Origin of the sequence: Micromonospora sp. CA-246542 (assembly GCF_050942905.1) — a bacterium.
Taxonomy (GTDB): domain Bacteria; phylum Actinomycetota; class Actinomycetes; order Mycobacteriales; family Micromonosporaceae; genus Micromonospora.
Genome location: NZ_CP192040.1, coordinates 4123690 through 4147040 on the forward strand (window position 1 = coordinate 4123690; position 23351 = coordinate 4147040).

22 protein-coding genes are annotated in these 23351 nt (G+C 71.6%); 16 read left to right on the forward strand and 6 right to left on the reverse strand.

Annotation, left to right across the window (positions count from 1 at the left end):
- Positions 1-24 precede the first annotated feature (24 nt).
- On the reverse strand, positions 25-543 hold the full coding sequence (locus ACQP0N_RS19360; protein WP_433112540.1) for an RNA polymerase sigma factor: 519 nt from the start codon (positions 541-543) through the stop codon (positions 25-27).
- A 259-nt stretch (positions 544-802) separates the two neighbouring features.
- Between ACQP0N_RS19360 and ACQP0N_RS19365 the strand changes: the two genes are divergently transcribed.
- From ACQP0N_RS19365 to ACQP0N_RS19400, 8 genes are all read left to right on the forward strand, one after another.
- Complete coding sequence (locus tag ACQP0N_RS19365) at positions 803-1279, forward strand: hypothetical protein (RefSeq protein ID WP_396804440.1); 477 nt, start codon at positions 803-805, stop codon at positions 1277-1279.
- Positions 1280-1306: 27 nt separating this feature from the next.
- Positions 1307-3109 carry a glycoside hydrolase family 15 protein gene (locus ACQP0N_RS19370; protein ID WP_433112543.1) on the forward strand — a complete coding sequence of 601 codons (1803 nt, stop codon included), beginning with the start codon at positions 1307-1309 and terminating at the stop codon, positions 3107-3109.
- Between the two features lie 46 nt (positions 3110-3155).
- On the forward strand, positions 3156-3893 hold the full coding sequence (locus tag ACQP0N_RS19375; RefSeq protein WP_433112546.1) for a response regulator transcription factor: 738 nt from the start codon (positions 3156-3158) through the stop codon (positions 3891-3893).
- On the forward strand, positions 3874-4278 hold the full coding sequence (locus ACQP0N_RS19380; RefSeq protein WP_433112549.1) for a hypothetical protein: 405 nt from the start codon (positions 3874-3876) through the stop codon (positions 4276-4278). Before ACQP0N_RS19375 ends, ACQP0N_RS19380 begins: the two co-directional genes overlap by 20 nt.
- A gap of 18 nt (positions 4279-4296) precedes the next feature.
- On the forward strand, positions 4297-4905 hold the full coding sequence (locus tag ACQP0N_RS19385; RefSeq protein WP_433112552.1) for a sensor histidine kinase: 609 nt from the start codon (positions 4297-4299) through the stop codon (positions 4903-4905).
- 92 nt (positions 4906-4997) lie between these two features.
- A complete protein-coding gene (locus ACQP0N_RS19390; RefSeq protein WP_433112554.1) occupies positions 4998-5135 on the forward strand; it encodes a DUF2231 domain-containing protein in 138 nt (45 codons plus the stop codon).
- A gap of 66 nt (positions 5136-5201) precedes the next feature.
- A complete protein-coding gene (locus ACQP0N_RS19395) occupies positions 5202-6038 on the forward strand; it encodes an aldo/keto reductase (protein ID WP_433112556.1) in 837 nt (278 codons plus the stop codon).
- 46 nt (positions 6039-6084) lie between these two features.
- Entirely contained in the window at positions 6085-7320 is a 1236-nt protein-coding gene (locus ACQP0N_RS19400) for a hypothetical protein (protein WP_433112559.1), read from the forward strand.
- 356 nt (positions 7321-7676) lie between these two features.
- On the opposite strand, the gene ACQP0N_RS19405 is transcribed toward ACQP0N_RS19400, so the two are convergent.
- On the reverse strand, positions 7677-9746 hold the full coding sequence (locus tag ACQP0N_RS19405) for a phosphocholine-specific phospholipase C (RefSeq protein WP_433112562.1): 2070 nt from the start codon (positions 9744-9746) through the stop codon (positions 7677-7679).
- A 117-nt stretch (positions 9747-9863) separates the two neighbouring features.
- Here ACQP0N_RS19405 and ACQP0N_RS19410 point away from each other — a divergent pair, with 117 nt between their 5' ends.
- The 3 genes from ACQP0N_RS19410 to ACQP0N_RS19420 all read left to right on the forward strand — a co-directional run bounded on the left by ACQP0N_RS19410 (position 9864) and on the right by ACQP0N_RS19420 (position 11462).
- Entirely contained in the window at positions 9864-10151 is a 288-nt protein-coding gene (locus ACQP0N_RS19410; RefSeq protein ID WP_433112565.1) for a hypothetical protein, read from the forward strand.
- Positions 10124-10876, forward strand: coding sequence for an SEC-C domain-containing protein (locus ACQP0N_RS19415; protein ID WP_433112568.1), 753 nt, complete (start codon positions 10124-10126; stop codon positions 10874-10876). The genes ACQP0N_RS19410 and ACQP0N_RS19415 overlap by 28 nt, the downstream gene beginning before the upstream one ends.
- 100 nt (positions 10877-10976) lie before the next feature.
- Complete coding sequence (locus tag ACQP0N_RS19420) at positions 10977-11462, forward strand: DUF2231 domain-containing protein (RefSeq protein ID WP_433112571.1); 486 nt, start codon at positions 10977-10979, stop codon at positions 11460-11462.
- Between the two features lie 49 nt (positions 11463-11511).
- Here ACQP0N_RS19420 and ACQP0N_RS19425 read toward each other — a convergent pair whose 3' ends face one another.
- Positions 11512-14856 carry a S8 family peptidase gene (locus ACQP0N_RS19425; protein ID WP_433112574.1) on the reverse strand — a complete coding sequence of 1115 codons (3345 nt, stop codon included), beginning with the start codon at positions 14854-14856 and terminating at the stop codon, positions 11512-11514.
- A 321-nt stretch (positions 14857-15177) separates the two neighbouring features.
- Between ACQP0N_RS19425 and ACQP0N_RS19430 the strand changes: the two genes are divergently transcribed.
- Positions 15178-17061, forward strand: a complete 1884-nt coding sequence (locus ACQP0N_RS19430) for a Xaa-Pro dipeptidyl-peptidase (RefSeq protein ID WP_433112577.1) — start codon at positions 15178-15180, stop codon at positions 17059-17061.
- A gap of 9 nt (positions 17062-17070) precedes the next feature.
- On the opposite strand, the gene ACQP0N_RS19435 is transcribed toward ACQP0N_RS19430, so the two are convergent.
- Positions 17071-17955, reverse strand: a complete 885-nt coding sequence (locus tag ACQP0N_RS19435; protein ID WP_433112579.1) for a helix-turn-helix transcriptional regulator — start codon at positions 17953-17955, stop codon at positions 17071-17073.
- Positions 17956-18099: 144 nt separating this feature from the next.
- On the opposite strand from ACQP0N_RS19435, the gene ACQP0N_RS19440 reads away from it, so the two are divergent.
- From ACQP0N_RS19440 to ACQP0N_RS19450, 3 genes are all read left to right on the forward strand, one after another.
- Positions 18100-18861 (forward strand): SDR family oxidoreductase, encoded by a 762-nt coding sequence (locus ACQP0N_RS19440; RefSeq protein ID WP_433112582.1) that lies wholly within the window; start codon positions 18100-18102, stop codon positions 18859-18861.
- A gap of 291 nt (positions 18862-19152) precedes the next feature.
- Positions 19153-20040: a DUF1996 domain-containing protein gene (locus ACQP0N_RS19445; RefSeq protein WP_433112585.1), complete on the forward strand. Its 888-nt coding sequence runs from the start codon at positions 19153-19155 to the stop codon at positions 20038-20040.
- A 74-nt stretch (positions 20041-20114) separates the two neighbouring features.
- Positions 20115-20708, forward strand: a complete 594-nt coding sequence (locus ACQP0N_RS19450) for a DUF305 domain-containing protein (RefSeq protein ID WP_433112588.1) — start codon at positions 20115-20117, stop codon at positions 20706-20708.
- 22 nt (positions 20709-20730) lie between these two features.
- Here the strand turns inward: ACQP0N_RS19450 and ACQP0N_RS19455 are convergent, their stop codons facing one another.
- Together ACQP0N_RS19455 and ACQP0N_RS19460 are read right to left on the reverse strand one after the other, a co-directional pair.
- Positions 20731-21465, reverse strand: a complete 735-nt coding sequence (locus ACQP0N_RS19455; protein WP_433112591.1) for an alpha/beta fold hydrolase — start codon at positions 21463-21465, stop codon at positions 20731-20733.
- The gene (locus ACQP0N_RS19460; RefSeq protein ID WP_433112594.1) at positions 21462-22091 is read right to left on the reverse strand and encodes a TetR/AcrR family transcriptional regulator; all 630 of its coding nucleotides are present in this window, start codon (positions 22089-22091) and stop codon (positions 21462-21464) included. The genes ACQP0N_RS19455 and ACQP0N_RS19460 overlap by 4 nt, the downstream gene beginning before the upstream one ends.
- Before the next feature lie 109 nt (positions 22092-22200).
- Between ACQP0N_RS19460 and ACQP0N_RS19465 the strand changes: the two genes are divergently transcribed.
- Complete coding sequence (locus ACQP0N_RS19465; protein WP_433112597.1) at positions 22201-23304, forward strand: aldo/keto reductase; 1104 nt, start codon at positions 22201-22203, stop codon at positions 23302-23304.
- The last annotated feature ends 47 nt before the right edge of the window (positions 23305-23351 follow it).

Below are 23351 nucleotides of genomic sequence, written 5' to 3' on the forward strand. Positions count from 1 at the left end.
GCCAGACGGTCCCGCCAAAGACGATCATCGGACGGCACGATCGTCCTCCCCTATGTCGTCGTGCAGCAGCCCGGCCAGGCGACGCCTACCGTCGTACAGGTGGCGTTTCACCGTGCCGGCGCCGCACCCGAGTTGTGCGGCGATCTCTGGAATGGGCAGATCGACGTGGTAGTAGAGGACAACGCACGCACGTTGCTGTGGGGTGAGCTCCAGGAGCGCCGCCCGAAGGTCATGTCGGGCATCCGCGGCACGTGAACCGTCCTCGACCCGGTCCGGCGCCAGCGCCAGCGCGAATGGCATCACGCGCCGCCACACGTCCCGCCGCCGGATCCGGTCGAGGTAGAGGTTGACGACGGTCTTGCGCACGTACTGCTCAGAGTTCTCGACCTCGTCGCGCCGTGGCCGGGTGAATGCCCGCACCAACGCGTCCTGTACCAGGTCTTCGGCGTCGCTGTCGTTGCCGCAGAGCAGGTAGGCGTAGCGCTTCAGCGCCGCGCCTCTGGCGTTGACGAGATCCGCCAGCGCCTGTTCCCAACCTGCCACGACAGAGTCCCCTCGGTGTTGTCCTCACTATCTTGGACGAACGAGGGGCCGGTCCGGTTGGGGCACAACCATCAGGCAGTTGCGGCGGTCGAACTGGTCGAGAGAGGTCTGGGCGAGCGGGCCAGCGCGACAGCTCCAGTGGCTTATGGTGATAAACCGGACGCCCGGTGGGTGAGCGTCCGGGCCGTGGATCGCGCGCCGTTTCAGCCGAAGGGTGGACCGATGACTGAGCACGCCCGCGGCGTCGACGACTGCTGAGATGGACTGGGCCGGATGGGCGTTGTTCGGGTTGGTCGCCACCGCGGCGCTCACCGCTGCGATGATCACCGCTCAACTGGCCGGCCTCACCCGGCTCGATCTTCCTCTGGTGCTCGGGACCTTCGTCACCGCCGATCCCGACCGGGCCCGGGTCGTCGGGTTCTTCCTGCACCTGTGCGCCGGTCAGGGTTTCGCCCTCGGGTACGCGGGCACGTTCGCGCTGTTGTACCGCGCCACCTGGTGGATCGGAGCGCTGCTCGGGATCGTGCACGTCGGGATCGCCCTGACGGTGCTGCTGCCGCTGCTTCCCGGTGTCCACCCCCGCATGGCGTCGCAGCGGGCGGGACCGGCCAGCACGGCGGTGTTGGAGCCGCCCGGGCTGTTCGCCCTCAACTACGGCGTCCAGACGCCCCTGGTCACGGCTGTCGTCCACGTCGTCTACGGGGTCGCTCTCGGGATACTCCTGCAGGCCCGGTGACCCGGCGCTCGTCGAGGAGCACACGCCGTGACCGGTGAGCGACCGATCAGCGACTACGGGCTGCTCGGCGACACGCGTACCGCCGCCCTGGTCGCCAGTGACGGCGCGATGGACTGGCTCTGCGTGCCGCGCTTCGACGGCGAGCCCCTGTTCGGCAGGCTCGTCGGGGGCCCGGAAGCCGGGACGTTCCGGGTCGGCCCGGCCCGGCCGGCCACGGTCCTCGAACGCCGGTACCGGCAGCACACCGCCACCCTGGAGACCACCTGGGCGGTGGGCGACGGCCGGCTCCGCCTCACCGAGGCGATGGTGGCCGAGGTCAGCGGTCGCCTGCTGCCCACGACGCTGGTCGTGCGCCGGCTGTCGGCCGAGGGGGCGGCGGTCGACACGGTGGTGGAGTTCGATCCCCGCCTGGGCGTCCGGCACCGCCGGCCCCGCGTCCAGCACCGGCGTCAGACCCTGGTGTGTGAGTGGGGGGCGCTGGCGGTCGCGCTGGACAGCACGCCCTCGTTCCGGATCGAACCGGGCCGACCCACTCCGCTCACGGTCCGGCCGGGTCGTCCGGTCACCCTCGTGCTGGCCGTGGCCCACCGTGAGCCGATCGTCCACGTCGAGCCGACGGCCGCCTGGGACCTGCTCGTCGCCGACGAGGCCCGCTGGCGCGCCTGGACCGCGGAGATCGACGAGCGGGTGCCCTTCCGGGAGCACGTCGTACGAAGTCTGCTCACGATGCGGCTGCTCACCTACTCGCCCTCGGGCGCGCCGGTGGCCGCGCCCACCACGTCCCTGCCCGAGGATCCGGGTGGGGTACGCAACTGGGACTACCGCTACGTCTGGCCCCGGGACGCCAGCATCGGTGTCAGCGCCTTCCTCAGCGTCGGCAAGGCCGACGAGGCACAGGGCTTCCTCGCCTGGCTGTTGCACGCCAGCCGGCTGCAACGGCCACGCCTGCCGGCGCTGCTCACCCTGCACGGCCGGCGCGTGCCAGCGGAACGGGAACTCCCCTCATGGCCCGGCTACCGCGACAGCAGGCCGGTACGCGTGGGCAACGCCGCCGCCGGTCAGCACCAGCTCGACGGCTACGGCTGGGTGATCGACGCGGCCTGGGCGTTCGCTCAGGCCGGACACCGCCTCCATGCCGAGACGTGGCGGGCGGTACGCGGTTTCGCCGACGTGGTCAGCCAATGTTGGCCGGAGCCCGATGCCGGTATCTGGGAGGTACGCGAGCCCGCCCAACACGTCCATTCCAAGCTCATGGGCTGGCTCGCCCTGGACCGTGCCCTGGCCATCGCCGACACCCACGCCCTGTCGGACCGGCAACGTCGACGCTGGCAGCGATCCCGGGACGCAATTGCCGCCGAGGTCCGGACGCGTGGCTTCGACCCGGCGACGGGCAGCTACGTTCGCACGTACGGCTCCCGGGACCTCGACGCGGCTCTGCTCGTCCTGCCGCTGCTCGGTATCGACCGGACCGGCTCACCCCGGATACGCGGCACCATCGACGCGATCGGGGACCGGCTGTCGGCCGGCGGTCCACTGCTCTACCGCTACCCGCCCGGGCGGGACGGCCTTCCCGGCACCGAGGGCGCGTTCCTGCCCTGCTCGTTCTGGCTCGTGCAGGCCCTGGCCCGCACCGGGCGTCGGCGCGAGGCCGTCGAGCTGTTCGAGGCCATGGTCGACCACGCGAGCCCCCTCGGCCTGTACGCCGAAGAGATGGACCCGGCGACGGCCGCCCACCTCGGCAACTACCCCCAGACGCTGACCCACGCCGCACTCGTCCAGGCCGCGCTCGCCATCCGCGACGCCCCCGTCGGCGATCCCGGGCCGGTCTGAGGGGAGTTGCACGGCCAGCGCCCCCGCACCTCGTGATACTGGGCCGGTGGAGAGTGCCCGCCCCCGCCTGCTGCTGGTCGAGGACGACCGTGCGCTGACCGCGCTGCTCGCCGACCTGCTCACCGACGAGGGGTACGAGGTCGACCTGGCCGCCGACGGGCAGAGCGGCCTGCACCAGGCGTTGGCCCGCGACTACCAGCTCATGGTCATCGACCGGGGGTTGCCGGTGCTGGATGGCCTGGGCCTGGTCACCGCGCTGCGCGGACGCGGTGTGATCGCCCCGGTGCTGATGCTCACCGCCCGCGGCGCCCTCGACGACCGGGTGGAAGGGCTCGACGCCGGCGCGGAGGACTACCTGGTCAAACCCTTTGAGGTACCGGAGCTGCTGGCCCGGCTGCGCGCGCTGCGCCGCCGCCATCAAGACGCGGCGAGCCGACTGCCCCTGGGTCCACGGCGCTGGTTGGACGTGGGTAACCGGCGGGTGTTCGACGACGGTCAGGAGATTCCGTTGTCCGCCCGCGAGTTCGCCGTGCTGCGGGCACTCGCCGGCCGACCCCTGAAGGTCTTCACCCGGGCGGAGCTGCTGAGCACGGCCTTCACCCATGCCGAACGAGGCCCGGCTGACCCGTGCGCGTCGACGCAGCGTGGCCCAGACCGCAGGGGCGATCGGCGTCGTGCTGCTGCTGGTCGGCGCGTTGATGTTCGTCCTCACCAGCCGCCAGGAGTCGCGGGCGCTGGATTCCGGGCTGGGTCAGGTACTCGCCATGGCCGAGGACGTGGATGACCCACCGCCCGGCCAGTTCCTCGCCCAACGGACAGCCGGGACCGACGCCGTCGAGGTGACCCCGAGCGCGTCGCCGGAACTGGTGCGCGTTCTCGACGACGCGCTGCGGCGGCAGCCGGGGCGGTTCGACACCGACGCGGGCGACGACCACCCGGTCCGGGTACTGGTCGCTCATCGGCCCGACGGCAGCCGCTGGGCGGTCGCCGCCGACCTCGCGCCCCTGCGCGAGCGGCAGGAGCAGCTCGGCGTCGCGCTGCTCGTCGCCGAACTGGCCGGTCTGGCCGGAGCGTTGGCGGCTGCCGCTCTGCTCGCCCGCCGAGCCGTCGCTCCCCTGGCCACCGCGCTGACCCTGCAACGCCGCTCCGTCGCCGACGCCTCGCATTAGCTGCGCACCCCGCTCACCGTGCTGCACACCCGGGCGCAGATGATCGCCCGCCGGGCCCGGGCCCAACCGGTGGAGCAGCTCACCGAGCAGCTCGACCAGCTTGTCGCGGACACCCGGGCGCTCGGTGAGGTCGTCGACGATCTGCTGGTGTCGGCTGCGGCCGAGCAGAAGCCGCCCCCGGACACCGTCGTCGACATGGCCGAGGTGGCCCGCGAGGTGGTGGCGAGCATGTCGGCGTACGCGCGGGAGCGGGACGTCGAGCTGCGCGTCGAGGGCGAGGCGACGGCGCCGGTGCGGGGCGCCCACGTGGCCCTGCGGCGGGCGCTGACCGCTCTGGTGGACAACGCTCTGGGCCACGTGAGCGCGGGCGGGCACGTGCGGGTGCGGGTGCGTCACCGACCGGGGTGCGTCGCCGCCGAGGTCGTCGATGACGGGGTCGGCCTGGACCCGGCCGAGGCGGATCGACTCTTCGAACGCTTCGCGCATGGCACCGCCGGGACGGGTCGCCGGTTCGGGTTGGGCCTCGCGCTGGCGCAGCAGGTGGCGCAGGCGCACCGGGGCTCGCTCGAGGTGACCGGCGCCCACGGCCGGGGCGCCACGTTCACGCTGCTGCTACCCATGGCCTGACCCGTCGGGTGGGAACTCGACGCCGCAAGGACTTCGCAAGAATTCGGCTATAACGTCCCGCGCAGTGACATCCCGAGCGCCGAGGAGATCCTGTGCCTGACACCGTCAATGGCCTGCCGCTGCACCCGCTCGTGGTGCACGTCGTGGTGGTCCTGCTGCCGCTGGCCGCGATCGGCGTCGCCGCGCTGGCCGTCAAACCGTCGTGGCGCGGCCGCTACGGCGACGACTGAGATTCGCCGGCGCCTGGGCTACCCAGCCCACGGTGACGCGCCACCCGTGCGAGTAGGGTCCCGATCATGACGATTCCGCACCTGAGCGCCGCCGACGGCACGACCCTGCCCGCGATCGGGCTCGGCACGTACCAGTTGAACGGCTCGACGGGCGTCGACGCGATCGGGCACGCGATCCGGGCGGGTTACCGGCTGCTCGACTCGGCGGTCAACTACGAGAACGAGGGCGCGGTCGGTCGGGCCGTGCGGGACGCGGGCGACGTCCGCGACGAGCTGATCGTCACCTCGAAGCTGCCGGGGCGGCACCACGACCACGACGAGGCGCTGACCACCATCGAGGAGAGCGTGTTCCGCACCGGCCTCGACCGGATCGACCTGTACCTGATCCACTGGCCGAACCCCAAGGTCGACAGGTACGTGCAGGCGTGGCGGGCGCTGATCGAGGCGCGTGAGCGGGGTCTGGTGCGGCACATCGGGCTCTCCAACTTCCTGCCGGAGCACATCGACCGGCTGGTGGCCGAGACCGGCGTCGCGCCCGTGGTCAACCAGATCGAGGTGCACCCGTACTTTCCGCAGCAGGAGGCGCTCGACTACCACCGGGAGCACGGCATCCTGGTGCAGGGGTGGAGTCCGCTGGGCCACGGCAACGACCTGCGACAGCACCCGGTGATCGCCGAGATCGCGGCCGCGCACGGCGTCAGCACCGCGCAGACGATCCTGGCCTGGCACGTGGCCCGTCAGGTGATCCCGCTGCCCAAGGCCGCGTCGCCGCAGCGGCAGGTCGAGAACCTGGACGTCTTCGACGTCACGCTCACCGACGACCAGGTCGAGGCCATCACCGCGCTGGGCCGCCCGGATGGGCGGCTGTCAGATCAGGACCCCGCGGTGTACGAGGAGTTCTGACCGACCCACCACGCCGGATCGTCAGGACCTCGGGAGAGCATGGGGGGTGCTCGACGGACTTGACGACATCGACTGGGCGCGGCTGGGCCACGCCTACGGGGTGGCCGACGACGTGCCCGGCCAACTGCGCGCTCTGCTCTCCCCCGATGCGACCACCCGGGACGAGGCCCTGGGTGAGCTCTACGGCAACGTGTTCCACCAGGGCAACCGGTTCGAGGCGAGCGCCTACGCGGTGCCGTTCCTGCTGGAGATGCTCACCGATCCGGCCACCCCGGACCCGGCGTCGGTACTCGGGCTGCTCAGCGCCCTGGCTGTCGGGTACGACGAGGGTGTCCTACCGGACGGCTTCCCGGTGGCCGAGTACCGCCGGGCCGCCGAGGGCGGGCGCGCGCTGCTCGCGGCCAAGCCGCCGCCGTGGGCCGGCAGCGACGAGACCCAGAAGGAGTACGTCGAGTACCTCTACGTCGAGTCGCTGTCGAGGGCGGATCAGGGCCGACTGTGGGCGTACGTCGCGCTGGCGACCTACGACGCGGTGCGCGTCGGCGTTCCCGTGTTCCGCGCCCTGCTGGGTCACTCCGATGCGGATGTGCGCCTGGTCGCGACGTACCTTCTCGCCTGGTTTCCCGAGGAGGCCGAGGGCAGCGTGTCCGCGCTGGCCCGCGCGCTCGACGCCGCCTCGGGGGTCGCGGCGACGCCCGGCGAGGTGGCCACCATGCTGGTGTCCTCGGGGCTGCTCGGCGCCGCGCCGGACGTCGGGTGGCTGACCGACGCGCGCCCGCTGGTCCGCTGGGCCGCCGCGATCGGTCGGGCCCGGGTCCTGGGCGCGGCGGCCGACCCGGCGACCGTCTCGGAGCTGGTGGGCTGGGCCTCGGCGGCTTCCGGCGAGGCTCCGGCCGAGCCGCCCGAGGGTGAGTGGGTGCCGTTCCTCGGTGGCGATCTCGGCGGCTACGCGGCGCTCGCCCTGCGCCAGCTCGGTCCGCGGCACGCCGACCGCGCGTTCGACGCGCTGCTCGACCGGTTGCCGACCGTCAGCGGCGAACGGTCGTTGACGGCGTTGGGTGTGGCGCTGCCGCTCGCGTTCCCGGACGGCCCGGCGACGGCAGGAACGGCCGCGGATGCCCTCACGCCCCGGCAACGTCGGCTCGCCGAGGAATTGAGCCGGTCGACCGGCCCCTGGCTGATCGACGGTGAGCAGTTCGGCAACGTCACCGAGCTGGTCGGCGGCTACGGCCTCCCAGGAACGCGGGAGGAGATGCGCGCCTACCTCGCCCGCACCCCGTAGCAGGGCGTCAAGGTCACCCGATTGATCGCCACCGTGGGGGACCTCGGTGAGGGCGGGCGCCCGGCCGAGCGTGATGACTGTGTGGCATCAAGATGCCGCTGAGGCATCACGCTCGCCGGGGCATCCGGCCGCACAACCGGGGCATCCGGGCCCCACCGTCCTGGCATCCGGGCCCAACGCGGGCATCCGCGCCTAACGCGGGCATCCGGGCCCAACGCGGGCATCCGCGCCTCACCGCCGGGCACTAGCCGCCCACCGCGCCGACGCTGTCGGCCACCGCGCCCAGGTCGCCCACCGCCGGCTGCGGCGTGCGCGCCACCCGGGCCGAGAACGACCCGGGTGGACGCCGGCACCAGCTAGACGAGCCCGCCGAGGGCCGGGTCGCTGATGCTGTCCTTGCCGTTCTCGACGTGGCCCGCGCAGCGGTACGCGAAACCGGGGTCACCCGCGACGGCGACCGTCAGGTCGTACCAGCCGTGGGTGCGGGCCAGCGGCCAGGTGGCGCGCTCGGTGTGACCGGGGCGCAGTGACAGCGTGACCGGCCGGGAGTGGTAGCCGTCCCGGACGGTCACCTCGACCCGCTTCGGCCCCCGGTTGGTGAGCGTCAGCTCGATCTTGTCGCCCCGCCCGTCGAAGGCGGGAGTGATGTCGAGATCCGAGCGGCCGGCGGCGAACCGGCGGAAGAAGCCGTTCGGTCCGTGCACCGACAGGTCGTACCCGGAGGAGACCTGCCAGGTGTCGGCCAGGCGCTTGCCCGGCTCGACCGTGTAGCTGCGCGGCGCGGCCGTGCTGCCGGCCTGACGGACCTGGAAGACCGCTCCCGCGCCGCCGGTGTTGCGGAACTCGATCTGGAAGTCGCCGTCGCCCCGACGTCCGTCGGCGTGCAGGGCGTACGGGATCGCCCGCGCCGGGCGCACACCGCGCTCCTGCTTGGGCAGCCGCCCCTCGGCCGGCGGCACCGGCACCTCGTCGGGGTGCCGGACCAGGTCGTCCGGCTTGAAGTCGTCGGTGTGCGGCAGCTTCACGTCGCGCGAGCGGTTCGGGTGTCGGAAGTCGAAGGCCGTGGTCAGGTCACCGACGACGGCACGCCGCCACGGGGTGATGTTCTTCTCGACCAGGTCCGGCCGGCCGTGCCCGAACCGCGTCTCCAGGAACTTGATCAGCGAGGTGTGGTCGAAGACCTGGGAGTTGACGTAGCCGCCCCGCGTCCACGGCGACACGATGATCATGGGTACGCGGATGCCGAGGCCGTACGGGCCCGCCGGGTGGTCGGCGTCGCCGGGGAAGATCTCGTTGGTGGTCGCCACGGTCGACTGTCCGTGCTCGCGCGTCTGCGGGGGCGTCGGCGGGACCACGTGGTCGAAGAAGCCGCCCTCCTCGTCGTACGTGATGAAGAGCGCCATCTTGCTCCACACCTCGGGGTGCGACGCGAGGATGTCGATGACCTGCGAGACGTACCAGGAGCCGTAGGCCGGTTCCCAGTTCGGGTGCTCGGTGTACGCCTCGGGCGCGGTGATCCAGGAGACCTGCGGCAGGCGTCCCGCCTCGACGTCGGCCCGGAAGTCGGCCAGCAGCGCCTCGGGGTCGCGGCCCTGGGTACGGATCTCGGTGCCGGTCTTCGCGCGGTCCGCCAGCGGCGTGCCGGGCTGCGCGTTCTGGTACTGGTGGAAGTAGAGCAGTGAGTTGTCGCCGTAGTTGCCGATGTACGGGTCGTTCGTCCAACCCCACGAGCCGGCGGCGTTGAGTCCGGTTCCGACGTCCTGGTAGATCTTCCAGGAGATGCCGTTGCGCTCCAGCCGCTCCGGGTACGTCGACCAGTCGTAGCCGGCCTCGGCGTTGGTGATGACCGGGCCGCCGCCCTTGCCGTCGTTGCCGACCCAGCCGCTCCACATGTGGTAGCGGTTCGGGTCGGTCGGCCCGATCAGCGAGCAGTGGTAGCTGTCGCAGACGGTGAACGCGTCCGCGAGCGCGTAGTGGTAGGGCAGGTCCTGCCGGGTGTGGTACGTCATCGACGTGACGCCCTTGTTCGGCACCCACCCGTCGAACCGGCCGTCGTTCCAGGCGGCGTGTCCGTCGTTCCAGCCGTGCGGCGGGTCCGGCAGGAAGGTCTGGCCGAGGTTCTTCACCTCGGGGCGGAACGGCAGCAGCTCGTCGGCGCCGTCGGGCTGGTGCCACACGTCCTTGCCCGACGGCAGGGTCACCGGATGCGGGTCGGCGAAGCCGCGTACGCCGCGCATGGTGCCGAAGTAGTGGTCGAAGGACCGGTTCTCCTGCATCAGGATGATCACGTGCTCGACGTCCTCGATCGAGCCGGTCCGGTCGTTCGCCGGGATGGCGAGCGCCTTGCTGAGATCCAGCGGGAGGGCCGCGCCGATCGCGGGAACTCCCATCGCCTTGAGGAACGTACGCCGATCCACCGTGCCCATAACTCCGCCTTTGTGTGCTCTGGTCGAGAAACTGGCGACCGGACGCTATCGAGGGCGGGTTGACGGCAGATGACCATAATTGGACCGGACGGGAGCCCTCCGACGTACCGTGAGATCGTGCCGACGAGAGACGTACTCACCAAGGCTGACCTCGCCGAACTGCGCCGCTCGGCGCTCGGTGCGGCCGACCCGCTCGGTGTCGCGGCCGACCTCGCCGAGGCGGTCGAGCAGGGCCGGTTGGAGGATCCGGACGATGCCGGGGACGCCCTGACGCTCGCCGCCGAGATCGCCCGGATCCGGGCCCGGACCGACGCGGCCCTGCGGTACGCGGATCAGGCGCTGGCGGCGTACCCCTCGGTGGACGACCCCGGGCGGGCGTGGCCCGCGCGCTGCGGGCCCGGGTGATGTTCCAGGCCGGCGGCCGGGACGACGAGGCGATGGCCGAGCTGACGGCGCTGCGTCCGTTGCTGCTCACGCAGCCCGACGTGCCGGCCTACCTGAGCGCGGCGCTGGACGCGGCCGGTCGGTCGTCGACCGCCGAGACGTGGCTGAGCGAGGCGGTCGGCACGCTGCTCGCCGAGCACGACACGACGGCAGACCCGGAGGTCGGTCCGCCGGACGCCCCCGGTGTGCTGTTCCTGCTGCTGCAACAGCGCCACCGGGTACGCCGCAACCTCAACCTGCCGCACGACCGGCAGGACGATCTGGCCGACCGGCTGGAGAACCAGCTCGTCCGTCAGGTCTCGGAGCGTCAGGGCGGCGCGTCGGATCTGCTGCTCTGGCCCCGGGACGAGTTCGACAAGCTGCTCGCCGCCCGCCCCGAGCTGACCGACGTGTACGGGCCGGACTGGGACGCGCACCGGGCGCGGCTGGAGAAGGAGCTGGTACGGCTGACCGGCGCCGGCCGGACCGGGCTGGGCGTGTACCGGGCGACGGTGGCCGGCCTGGACGCGTTCGCCCGTGGACGCGACGGCGACCCGACCGACGCGGCGGTCCGGGCCGGCTACGCGGCCGAGGTGTCGGCCCGGCCCGCCGCCCGGGTGCCCTGGCCACCCGAGCGCAACGACGCGTGCTGGTGCGGATCGGGCCTGAAGTACAAGAAGGACTGCCTGCCGCGCTCACGGAGCTGAGCGGCGACTCCGCGTACACGACTCTGGGCACGCCCGATCGGTACCGATAACCTCCATGCCGCGGATCATCGAGATCCGCCATGGCCGGAGGAGTCGCCGAATGTTCGAAGAGTTCCAGGGCATCCCCGCCCATCCGCTCGTGCTGCACGCCGCGGTCGTGTTCGTGCCGCTCCTGGCGCTCCTGGCGATCGCCTACGCGCTCGTCGCGCCGATCCGGCCGCACACGCGCTGGGTGCTGGCGCTGCTCGCGGTGGGCGCGCCCATCTGCGCGCTGCTGGCGAAGCTCACCGGGGACGCCTTCTTCGAGCGGTTGCGCTCGGCGAACCGGGTGACGCCGGAGTTCGTCCCGAAGCTGGAGGCGCACCAGGATTTCGGCAACCTGACCCTGTACGCCTCGATCGCGCTGGGAATCGTGGCGCTGGCCCTGGTGCGCTTCGTCCCGCCGCGCGCCGCCGAGGGCGTACCCGCCAATCGGGCGGTGACCGTGACGTTGCAGGTGCTGTCGGTGGTGGCCGCCGCCGTCGCCGTGTACTACGTGGTCCGTACCGGGGACTCCGGCGCGAAGGCGGTCTGGGAGGGTCAGTGACGGCGGTGGTGTCGGCCCGGCGGTAGCCGAGCCGACACCACGTCACCCGTCAGCCGGCGTGGTACGCCCGGATGACGGTCTGCTCGATGCCGCTACCGCCGTTGCCGGCGGCCTTCACCCGCAGCGAGACGGCCTGCCCGGAGACGACCTTCGGCAGGTCGAACCGGTAGTTGTCACCGCTTCCGGTGACCCGGGCCGACGTCCAGGTGACGCCGTCGTCGGTCGACGTCCACACCTGCATCGACGTCACCTTCTGCGCCTTGACGCCGTGCGCCTGCCGGACGGTCAGTTCCGCCGGACCGCCGACGGGGTGGTTGTCGTGGTCCATCGGCAGCGCGTAGTCGACCGCGAGCAGCGGCAACGGCACGCGGCCGGTCCCGTCCGGCCCGGCGGACCGGAACGCCCAGGACGTGCTGACCTTGGTGGAGATCGGCAGGATGAGGCTGGTGTCGACGTCGAAGGTCAGCCGGTAGTCGGCCATCGCCTGCGGCACCGTGAAGTCGCCGATCGGACCCTGCTTCTGCTCGACCAGCTTGCCGTTGCGGTACAGCGACAGCGTGCGCTTCACACCGATCGCCTCACCCTGGAGGCAGTCGGCGCGCTGGTGCTGGTCGGTCAGCGTCACCATGTCCAGGTGCAGGTTGCCCTGGGTCCGCGACGGCGGGCTGGCGCAGCTCCAGCCGTCACCGGCCGGGTCGTCGTACCAGTCGGAGTGCAGCGGCTGCCGCGCCCAGACCTTGGACTGCTGGCTGCCCGGCCGGTACTGGCGCGGCGCCTCCATGGCCCCCAGTCCGCCGTAGACACCCTGGTCGGCCCAGACGATCTCCGGTGAGAGGTACGACGTCCGGTTCGGCGGCATGACGCCCTCGAAGGTCTGGGTCACCGGCACCCCGTCGAGAGTCTCACCGAAGCGGACGAACGTGGTGTACATCTCCGGTGAGTCGGTCTGGTGGAACCGCTCGTCGATGCGGGCCAGCCGGGCCTGCTCCGCCCTGGTCACCCGGAACGACGGGTCGGCCGGCACGCCGTTGGTGTACTCGTGCACGATGTTGTAGCGGTACGGCTTCGCGGTACCGGCCGGCGAGTCCATGTTGACGGCCGCCCAGGTGCGCCGCGATCCGATGGTGGGCTTCGGGACCGCCACGCTGCGGATCGCCGACGCCACACCGAACCCGCTGATCTGGTGCCACCACGGCAGGCCGTTCACCGCGGTCTGGAAGGTGGTGAGGTCGGTCCGGGTGGTCCTGGTGGCCGCCCCGTCGACGGTCGCCGTGACCGGCCGGGCCTGCGCCGGGTCGAGGGTCACGCTCCGGTCGGCGTGCACGTCCAGGTCACCCGCCGCGGTGAGGGTGCTCTCCTGCACGTCGCTGTCGACGTAGTAGGCGATCGACGCGCCGAGCACCGAGTACCGTCCGGCCGGCACCCGCAGGGTGAACGTGTCCCCCTGAGTGCCACCGGCTCCGCCGTAGAACAGCAGCGGGTCGGTGAGGTTGGCGACCATGAGGTTGATCCAGGCGTCCCCGCCCTCCCGCAGGCCGGGCATCGGCTTGGTGTGGATCGTCAGGTCGTAGCTGGGCTGCTCGACGTAGAAGCTCACCGGAGTCGTGGCGACCACGTTGTGGCCGGTGCGGGCGGTGACGGTGGCAAAGTAGAGGCCCGGCCGGCTGGCCAGCGCCTTGCGGTTGATCCGCAGGGTCGCCGCCCCGGTGGCGCCCCGCTTGAGGGTCACCCGGCTCGTCGACAGCGACGCCGCGCCGCGCGGCACGCTCTGGCCGTCGTGGTTGACGATCGACACGTCGAGGTCGAGGACCGTCGTGGACGGGCTGGACCCACCGGTCCAGCTCAGCTTCGTCTCGCTGGTCCCGGACTGCGGGTACGCGAACGTGCCGAGGTTGACCACCGGCTGGTCGCTGGTCGGGCCGCCGAGGGCACGGGCCGCGTTGAGGCGGCCGGCACCGATGGCGTACGGGTCGATGCCGGTCAGCGGGTCGGCCGCGCCGACCAGGGCGGCCTTGATCTTCGCGCCGGTCCAGTCGGGGTGCCGCTGGGCGAGCAGCGCGGCGGCGCCGGCGACATGCGGCGTGGCCATCGAGGTGCCGCTGAGCGACTCGTAGTACCTGTCGATCGGGTCCTGGAGGTTGGTGCCGGCGGCACGGGCCGCGACGATGTCGACGCCCGGCGCGACCAGCTCCGGCTTGGCCGCGTGGTTGTTGATCAGCGGTCCTCGGCTGGAGAAGTCGGCGAGCTTGTCGTCGCGGTCGACGGCCCCGACGGTGAGCGCGGTGGCGGCCGACCCGGGCGAGGAGATCTGCGCGCCGCTGTTGCCGGCCGCGATGACGAACAGCGTCCCGGTCTGCTCGCTCAGGGCGTCGACGGCGAGCGAGAGCGGGTCGCTGCCGTCGTCGGCCTGGCTGCCGCCGAGGCTCATGTTGATGACGTCGGCCCGGGTGGCCGCCCACTCCATGCCGAGGATGATGCCCGAGTCCTCGCCGGAGCCGTGATCGTCGAGCACCTTGCCGATCACCAGCTTGGCGTCCGGCGCGACGCCACGACGCTGACCGGCAGAGGCCGCGCCGGTGCCGGCGATGGTCGAGGCGACGTGCGTACCGTGGCCGTTGTGGTCGACGGCGTCACCGCCCTCGGCGGTGAAGTCGGCCCGCTCGGCGACCCGCCCGGCGAGGTCCGGGTGGCTGAAGTCGGCGCCCGTGTCGAGCACCGCGACGCGGGCGCCCTTGCCGGTGTAGCCGGCCTTCCAGGCGTCGGGCGCGTCGATCTGGGTCAGGTTACGGTCCAGGCCGGCGGGCTTCGCGGCGGCGGGCAGGGCGGTGGCACGGACCTTGCGGTCCAACCAGACCTTCTTCGCCCCGGCCAGCAGCGAGTTGGTCGCGAGCTTCGCGGTGGCCGGGCTCTTCTTGGGTACGTGGCCGGCCACCGCGCCGATGCTGGACAGCGTCTGCACGTCGGCCAGCGCGGCCACCCGGGCCGAGGCGGTGGCGGGCTGCACGATGACCGGCAGCTGGCTGGTGCTCTCGTCGTCGTACCCGTCGGCGATCAGCGCGGTGACGTCGAACAGGTCGGGGTCGAGGACCGAGCCGATCTGGGAAGCGACACGGGCGGGGACGACGTGCAGGTGCCCGTCGGGGCCGCAGCTCTGGTCGATCACCGCGTTCTCGTCGACCGGCCGGATCGTGACCTGCGGGCAGCCCGAGCCGGTGCTGTGGACGGTCACCACGTCGCCGGTCAGCAGGGTGACGGTGTGCGTCGTGCCGTCGGTCGAGGCGGCGGGTGCGCCGGACCGTTCGATGCCGCCGGCTGTGGCCGAACCGCCCGGTAGGGCGGTCAGCGTCGTGGCTGTGACGGCGACCGCCATCAGCAACCGGGTTCTCCTGAGCATTTTGCTCCTCGTCTAATGTGGACGAAAGCGCCTCTTCGGACGACTTCCCGCAAGATCATAGGTCTGCGCGACGGATCTTCGGGAGGTCGCGAAGACGGTTTTTTCGTCCACCGAGACAACGTTGCCTGTCATGTGTCGACGGCCTACCTGATTCGATGTCGATTCGATTACCGTCGCAATCCCGATCGGGAGAACGGCCGGAGGTGACCACCCGAAGGGATCGACGCCGACGTCCACCCGCACCTAGCATGGCGACGAATGGATCTTCGCGACTGGCCCCTGCCGAGACCCGGCAACCAGCCCGACCGAAGGGAGACGCGCGTGCGTCGACCCCGTCATCTGGCACTTCTGAGCGTCGGCGTGTCCGGCGCACTGGTCCTGAGCGCGACACCGACACCCGCGGCCGCCCGCCCCACGGCGTCCGCGCCCACCGGCATCGTCGTGGCCGACGGCATGACCCAACCGGTGTTCTCGCTCGCCGACGCCATCGAGGAGCGGGTGTACGTCCAGACCCCGGTGGACACCGATCACGACGGTCGTTCCGACCGGGTGGCGATCGACATCTCCCGGCCCCGGGAGACCGCCACCGAGGGCTTCAAGGTGCCGGTCATCTTCGAGCACAGCCCGTACCGCAAGGGCACCTGGGGCGACGTGCCGTACCCGAGCGTGCTGGTCGACGACCTGCCGCAGAACGGACTGACCGACCACTCCGGCCGGCGGGCGCTCGACGCCGGCACGCAGCGCGCCCAGGCCAAGGCCAACCTGCCCGGCTCGCTGGACGACTACTACGTGCCGCGCGGGTACGCGGTGGTGCTCGGCCAGAGCGTCGGCACCGGCGACTCGGACGGCTGCCCGACCAGCGGTGACCAGGCCGAGACGCTCGGCACCAAGGCCGTCATCGACTGGCTCAACGGGCGGGCCAAGGGGTACGACGCCAACGGCGCCCCGGTCACCGCCGGCTGGACCACCGGCGCGGTCGGCATGACCGGCGTCTCCTACAACGGGACGTTGCCCAACCAGGTGGCCACCACCGGGGTCGAGGGCCTGAAGACCATCGTGCCGGTCTCGGCGATCAGCAGCTGGTACGACTACTACCGGGCCAACGGTCTGGTGGTCGCGCCCGGCACGTTCCAGGGCGAGGACCTCGACATCCTGGCCCAGTACACGGCCGGGCAGGCACGCGCCGAGGGGCAGTGCGCCGACGAGCTCGCGCAGATCACCAAGGAGCAGGACCGGGTCACCGGTGACTACTCGCCGTTCTGGCGCGACCGCGACTACCTCGACGCCCGCAACGTCCAGGCCAGCGTCTTCGTCGTGCACGGCCTCAACGACTGGAACGTCAAGACCGAGCACTTCGCCGGCTGGTGGGACGAGCTGGCCAAGCGCCACGTGCCGCGCAAGATCTGGCTGCACCAGGGCGGGCACGGCGGGCCGGGCAGCAGCGCCTCGGTGACCCTGCCCAGCGGGCAGACCTGGACGTACAAGCAGACCGAGAACCGGTGGTTCGACTACTGGCTGTGGAACGTGCGCAACGGCATCATGGACGAGCCGACGGCGGTTCTCCAGCGCGAGGACCGGGCGTACACCACGTACGCCAACTGGCCCGACCCGGCCGCTCGCGAGGTCGGACTGCGGCTCGCCGCCACCGACGCCACCGCCCCGGGCACGCTCACCACGGGCAAGCCGCCGAAGGCCCGCGTCGAGCAGCGCTTCGTCGACGAGGGACGGACGATCCACCCGGACACCCTGGTCGCCGACCCGGACACGGCCAGCGCCAACCGGCTCGCCTACCGCTCCCCCGCGCTCGCCCAGAGCGTCCGCATCTCCGGCCGCCCCGAGATGCGGCTCCGGATGGCGATCGACAACAAGCCCGACGCCAACCTCACCGCGTACCTGGTCGACTACGGGCCGGCCGGATCGACCGCCACGCCCGTCGTGGTGACGCGCGGCTGGATGGACCCGCAGAACCGCGTCAGCGCCGCGCGCACCGCGCCGGTGAAGCAGGGCAAGCTGTACGACTACCGGTGGACCATGGAGCCGAAGGACTACGTCTTCCCGGCGGGTCACCGGATCGGCGTGGTCGTCTTCTCCTCCGACCAGGAGTACACCCTGTTGCCGTTGGGCGGCACCGAGCTGCGGGTCGCCCCCAATGACAGCGAGCTGCGACTGCCCGTGGTGGGCGGGCGGGGCGTACTCGGCTTCTGATCGATTCCGTCAACGGGTGGGGCGGTCCGACGACGCGTCGGGCCGCCCCACCCGCGTCTGGTCGTCGGCGCTACCGGTCTGTGTGAGTGCGGCGAGGAGCCGCAGCTTCTCGTCGCTGTCGCTGTCCTTGTCCGGGTAGTAGACGACGAGGATGACGTCTTCGATGGGGAGCTTGTCGCGGTGCAGGTGTAGGTCACCGACGACGGGGTGGTGCACCGTCGTCGTGCCTCCCTCGAGAATGCGGACGTCGTGGCGGGCCCACAGGGTGCGGAACCGCTGACTGGACAGCGCGAGTTCGCCCACCAGCTCGACGAACCGGGGGTTGTCGATGTCGTCCCCGATGGTGGTGCGCAGGGTGGCGATGAAGTTCGCGGTGGCCTTCGTCCAGTCCTGGTGGAAGGCTCGTTCCTCGGGATCGAGCAGGAGCGACCGCAGCCGGTTCTGACCGGGCCGCAGGCGCGGGGAGAACGCCACGGCCATCGGGTTGGAGGCCAGCACGTCGAAGGCGCGTCCTTCGACGAACGCGGGAATCTGAAGGTGGGCGAGCAGCTCGTACACCCGCGCTGGTACGTGCTCGGTGCGCTTGCGGCGCGGCGTCCTGGGGCGCGCCGCCGCGAGGTCGAGCAGGTACATCCGCTCGATGTCGTCGAGCTGCAGGACGCGCGCGAGCGATTCGAGGACCTGCGGTGAGGGGTTCTTGTCCCGGCCCCGTTCCAGCCGCAGGTAGTAGTCGGGGCTGATCCCGGCGAGCAGGGCGACTTCCTCGCGTCGCAGGCCGGGCACGCGGCGCCGGCCGCCGGCCGGGAGCCCTACCTGCGACGGTGAGACCAGTTCGCGGCGGGCCCGCAGGTAGCTGCCCAGCCGGTGGCCGCCGCCCGACTCCTCTTCCCCCATGGTCACCACGGTAGTGCGGCGCGCGTGCCGCAGAGGGGGCCCTGCTGGGACCTGGGAAAACCGGGGCCCTGCCACCTCCGCCGGGCTCGGTCGAGACTTGCGATCGCCCTGTTCGGGCGCTCTCTGGATCGAAGGGAAGATCTCGTGGATCTCTCCAACCGCACAGTTCTCATCGTCGGCGGCACCTCGGGTATCGGGCGGGAGTTGGCCCGGCGGTTCGCCGCGGCGGGCAGCACCGTGGCCGTTGGCGGTCGCAACCCCGAGGCCCTCGGGCAACTCGCCGCGGAAGGTTTCGGCACGTTCGGCATCGACGTCACCGACGGCGCCTCTGTCGCATCTGCCCGGGACGCCGTGCTCGCCCGTTACCCCGAGCTGGACACGGTGGTGACGATGTCGGGTGCCATGCTCCTGGAAGACCTTCGCGACCCCGCGCACTTCGCGGCGGCACAGACGACGATCGACACCAACCTGGTCGGCACCATCCGGGTCATCGACGCCTTCACGCCGCATCTGGTCGGTCGGGGTGCGGGCACCTTCATCACCGTCACCTCCGGCATCGCCTTCCTGCCGTTCCCGCCCATGCCCAGCTACGCCGCCTCGAAGGCCGGGGTGCACGCCTACTCCGAGGCGCTGCGCGCGCAACTCGACGGCACCGGTGTCGACGTCGTCGAACTCGTCCCCCCGGCCGTCGCGACAGCCGGTCAGGAGACGGTGAACCCGCGCGCGCTGCCACTCGACGACTTCGCCACCGAGGTCATGCAGCTGCTCTCGGCGAACCCCACCCCGAGCGAGATCCTCGTGAAGGGCGTACACATGCACCGTTGGGCCGAGCGCGACGGCACCTACGCGGACCTCGTCGCGCAGCGCTCGAAGGCCCTGGCGATGCTTCCCGGTCGCGAACGCTGACGCCGTTCGGGGTGGCGCTCACACCCTCTAGAGCATCCTAGGAAGATAGCTCACCGCGGCAGCCGGCCGGGTCCCATCACGGGGCCCGGCCGGTGTGCTGTCGTCGTCATTTTTCCAGCAACTGCGGGACGTATTGACAACTTTCGACATCGGGGTGAGGCTTGGACTGCTGAGAGCGCTCTCTCGCACCGGCCCACCGGGCCACCACCAGTCTGGCCAGGGCACACTCCGCTGTCTTCGGCGGCGGCATCGGAGTTGCCCCTGACCCGTCCCCCCGACAGGAGTTACCAGATGGACAGGGCCGCACCCCACGTCCCCCGCCGGCTACGCCTCACCGTGGCGATCGGCGCCCTGCTGACCCTCCTCGGCACGTACCTGGTCTCGACCACCGACCGGGCCGACGCCGCCCCGGTCGCCAACGTCATCCGGGTCGCCGAGTTCCCCGCCGATTGCACCTACAGTCACCGGCTGCCGGACGACCCGATCGTCTTCCCCGGACTGCCGGGGGCCTCACACATGCACAGCTTCTTCGGCAGCACGGCGACGAACGCCACCACCACCCTGCCCGACCTGGTGAAGTCCACCACCACCTGCAACCCGGCGGTGGACGTCTCGTCGTACTGGGTGCCGACCCTCTACCGCGACAACGTCGCGGTAGAACCGGCCATCGCCACGTTCTACTACCTCGGTGAGGGCGTACGCGCCGACGTCGTCGCCAACACCCAACCGATCCCACAGGGCCTGCGGCTCGTCGCCGGCAACGCGAAGGCCACCGGCCCGAACGACAGCATCGCCCGCTGGTCCTGCCTGCACGCCGGTCAGGTGCCACCGTCCAAGGACTTCGTCAACTGCCCGGCCGGCACGATGCTGGAGTCGTACCTGGACTTCCCGCAGTGCTGGAACGGCCGCGACCTGGACTCCGCGGACCACAAGAGCCACCTGGCGTACCCGGTGAACCAGGCCTGCCCGAGCACCCACCCGGTGCACGTGCCGAAGCTGCGGCAGGTGCTGCGGTACCCGGTCAACGGCGACCCGTCGCACTTCCGGCTCGCCTCCGGGCCGGGCTACACGATGCACGGCGACTTCTTCAACGCCTGGCCGACCGCGGAGATGGCCCGCCGGGTCCAGGACTGCATCCGTCCGGTCATCAAGTGTGGACACGACGGCCGACCGATCTGAGTCGTCGGAGGGGGCGGCCCGGTCCTGCCGGGCCGCCCCTTTACACGCCGAGGCCGCGCCGGAAGGAGGAGGGCATGCGCGTCCACGTCGCGTTGCTCATGACAGCGGTGCTCGCCGCCGGCTGTGCCGGCGGACCGTCGAGCAGCACGGACGAGTCGACGCCACCGCTCTCCACACCGGCCGCCGCCACCCCGTCGACCGGCGCGTTCAGCCCCACCGACATCGCCTGGCTACAGCTCACGGCGGCGATGACGCAACGGCTGCTCCCGGTGCTGGAACTCGTGCCCACCCACACCACCGACCCGACCTGGCGCGGGCTGGCCGCGCGGGTCCAGGCGAGCACCCGGACCGACCTGACCCGCTCCCGTGACCTGCTCGGCGAGGCCGGAGCGCCGACGACCAACCCGCACGAGGGTCACGACATGCCCGGCATGATCACCGCCGACGAGCTGGCCGCGCTGCGGTCGACCACCGGGACGGCGTTCCAGCGGCTGCTCGCCACGCATCTACGGGCGCATCTCGCGCAGGCGGTCAAGATCGCCGCCGCCGAGCAGCGGGCCGGCGTCCACCCGGACACCACCGCGCTGGCCGCAGCCGTGATCCGAGCCGGTGACGGCGAATTGGCCCGTCTCGACCAGCTCGACCGACCAACGCCCCGGCCGATCTGACGGTCCGGGCCCGACGCCGCGCTCAGCTCACCAGCAGCCGGGCGATCGTCGCCGGTTCCGCGAGGTGCGGGAAGTGGCTGCCGGGCAGCACGGTGACCTCGACCTCCGGCAGAGCTCCCGTCAGCCAGGCCAGGTAACGAGCCGGCGGCTCGGACGAGGTCACCCAGCGGTAGGGGACCCCCCGCTCGGCGATCGACCGCAGGTCACCGGACCGCGCGGCGGCGATGCCCTCGTCGGAGGAGTGCAGGATCTCGCCCCAGTACCCCAGCAGCAGATCCGGCCGGGGGTCGGTCGCGGTGGTGACGATCGCCCGCGCCTCGGTCGGCAACGACTCGATGCCCATACCGGCCAGCATGCGGTCCCACACCTGCCGCCACTGCGGGCCGCGCAGCGTCGGCTCGGCCTCGCGTACGGCGGCGCCGAACGGGCCGGGCAGCAGGATCTGGTCCAGGTTGACCACGCCCCGCACCGGATAGCGCGCCGCGTAGGTCGTGGCGACCACCGCGCCCACCGAGTGCCCCACCACGACCGGCGTGCCGAGACCCGCCTCGGTCACCTGGCGGTGCACGGCCTCGGCGACCTCGGTCATCCGGTAGGAGTCCCGCCGGGGCGTGTCGCCGTGGCCGGGCAGGTCGAGGGCGAGGATCCGCCGGCCCGGGTCGATCGTCGCCATCTCGCGCCGCACCGGGTCCCACTGCCGCCGGTCGTAGGTCAGGCCGTGGATCAGGACCAACGGCGGTCGGTTGTCGTCGGTCACTGCCGCGCCTCTTCCAGGTTCGGGTTGCCGCCGCGGCCGGCCCGCAGCGAGTCGAGCGTGAGGTCCAGGGCGGCCTCCAGGTGGTCGGCCTCTCCGGTGTTGATCAGCAGCAGGACGCCGCCCTGGATGCCGGCCAGCAGCGCCGCCGCCGTTCGCTGGGCGTCCACCTCGGGAGCGATGTCTCCGGTCGCCTGCATGTGCCGGATGCCCTCGGCGATCTTGTCCTGCCAGCGCCACATGAGCCCGGTCACGATCGCCTGCGCGCCCGGCGCGCGCCGACCCGTCTGGCCGAGCAGGCCGTTGAGCGGGCACTTCACGCCCTGCGCGCGGTAGCGCTCGACGAGCCGGTCCCGCCACGCCTGCCAGGCCGGCCAGGAGGTCAGGTTGCTGAGCATCGGCTCCTGGTCGGTGAGCACCTGGTCGGCCTCGTGCTGGGCCACCGCGAGCAGCAACTCCTCCTTGCCGTCCGGGAAGTAGTGGAAGAGCTGGCCCTTGCTGGTGCCGGTGTGCGCCATCACGTCTTCCAGGCGTACCTCGTCGACGCCGCGCTCACGGATCTCGGCGGCGGCGCCGGCGACGATCCGCGCCCGGGTCGCCTCGCCCTTGCGGGTTAACGCGCGAGTCATGGCCTCACCCTAGCTCGGATTTTGGACTTGCAGGTCCATTTCTGGCGAGCCAAGGTCGTGAACGCGCGGCCCGCTCCGAGGCCCGCACAGCGACCAGGAGGGCGCGACGATGAACCAGTACTACCTGCTCGGACGCTCCGGCCTGCGGGTGAGCCGACTCGCGCTGGGCACGATGAACTTCGGTGTCGACGGCTTCCACGCCGCGTACGGCAAGACCGAGGAGGAGTCCGAACCGATCTTCCGGCAGTATCTCGAATCGGGCGGGAACTTCGTCGACACGGCGGACTTCTACACCGCCGGGGAAAGCGAGAAGATCCTCGGCCGCCTGATCGACCGGGCCGGTGTCCGCGAGCGACTCGTACTCACCAGCAAGTTCACCAACACCGTCGACCCGGGCGACCCGAACGCCAGCGGCAACGGCCGCAAGCACATCATGCGGGCGGTCGAGGCGTCACTGGGCCGACTCGGCACCGACTACATCGACCTGTACCTGCTGCACACCTGGGACCGGATCACCCCGGTCGAGGAGGTCGTGCACACCCTCGACGACCTGGTGCGCTCCGGCAAGATCCGGTACGCCGGCCTCTCCGACGTACCGGCCTGGTACGCGGCCCGCGCGCAGAGCTACGCCGAGGCGCACGGCCTGGCCCCGATGATCAACCTGCAACTCCCGTACTCCCTTGTCATGCGGGACATCGAGGCGGAGTACGTGGCGATGGCCCAGACCCTGGGCCTGGGCATCACCGCGTTCAGCCCGATCGGCGGTGGCCTACTCAGCGGCAAGTACCGACGCACCAGCGAGGGCCTGAGCGGGACCGGCCGGTTGACCACCCCAAACGCCGCGGGTCGGGAGATCGGCCCCAACGACTGGACGGTCATCGACGCGCTGGAGAGCGTAGCCGCCGACCTGGGACGCAGCATGGCGCAGGTCGCGATCAACTGGGTGGTCACCCAGCCCGCCGTCGGCTCGGTGATCATCGGGGCGAGCAGCGCCGAGCAGGTCGGCGGCAACTTCGAGGCGCTCGACTTCGAGATCCCGGCCGACGCCCGTCGCCGGCTCGACGAGGCCAGCGCCCCGAACCTCGGGCTGCCGTACGGAATGTTCACCCCGCAGTACCAGTCCTGGGTGGTGAGCCCGGGTCTCTCCATCGGCGACAAGCCGGCCGGCTACGCCCCGCAGGTCGTCAACGCCGCTGCCGACACCGCGCGGTAGTCACGCGTCGAGGCGGTGTGCCGCTGCTTGCTCGCGGCGCACCGCCG

Bases quoted from the DNA above. Each gene is read 5' to 3' on its own strand.
- ACQP0N_RS19365 (WP_396804440.1), top strand. From the start codon at position 803: ATGGACTGGGCCGGATGGGCGTTGTTCGGGTTGGTCGCCACCGCGGCG.
- ACQP0N_RS19380 (WP_433112549.1), top strand. From the start codon at position 3,874: ATGGCCGAGGACGTGGATGACCCACCGCCCGGCCAGTTCCTCGCCCAA.
- ACQP0N_RS19395 (WP_433112556.1), top strand. From the start codon at position 5,202: ATGACGATTCCGCACCTGAGCGCCGCCGACGGCACGACCCTGCCCGCG.
- ACQP0N_RS19405 (WP_433112562.1), bottom strand. From the start codon at position 9,746: ATGGGCACGGTGGATCGGCGTACGTTCCTCAAGGCGATGGGAGTTCCC.
- ACQP0N_RS19420 (WP_433112571.1), top strand. From the start codon at position 10,977: ATGTTCGAAGAGTTCCAGGGCATCCCCGCCCATCCGCTCGTGCTGCAC.
- ACQP0N_RS19425 (WP_433112574.1), bottom strand. From the start codon at position 14,856: ATGCTCAGGAGAACCCGGTTGCTGATGGCGGTCGCCGTCACAGCCACG.
- ACQP0N_RS19435 (WP_433112579.1), bottom strand. From the start codon at position 17,955: ATGGGGGAAGAGGAGTCGGGCGGCGGCCACCGGCTGGGCAGCTACCTG.
- ACQP0N_RS19445 (WP_433112585.1), top strand. From the start codon at position 19,153: ATGGACAGGGCCGCACCCCACGTCCCCCGCCGGCTACGCCTCACCGTG.
- ACQP0N_RS19450 (WP_433112588.1), top strand. From the start codon at position 20,115: ATGCGCGTCCACGTCGCGTTGCTCATGACAGCGGTGCTCGCCGCCGGC.
- ACQP0N_RS19460 (WP_433112594.1), bottom strand. From the start codon at position 22,091: ATGACTCGCGCGTTAACCCGCAAGGGCGAGGCGACCCGGGCGCGGATC.
- ACQP0N_RS19465 (WP_433112597.1), top strand. From the start codon at position 22,201: ATGAACCAGTACTACCTGCTCGGACGCTCCGGCCTGCGGGTGAGCCGA.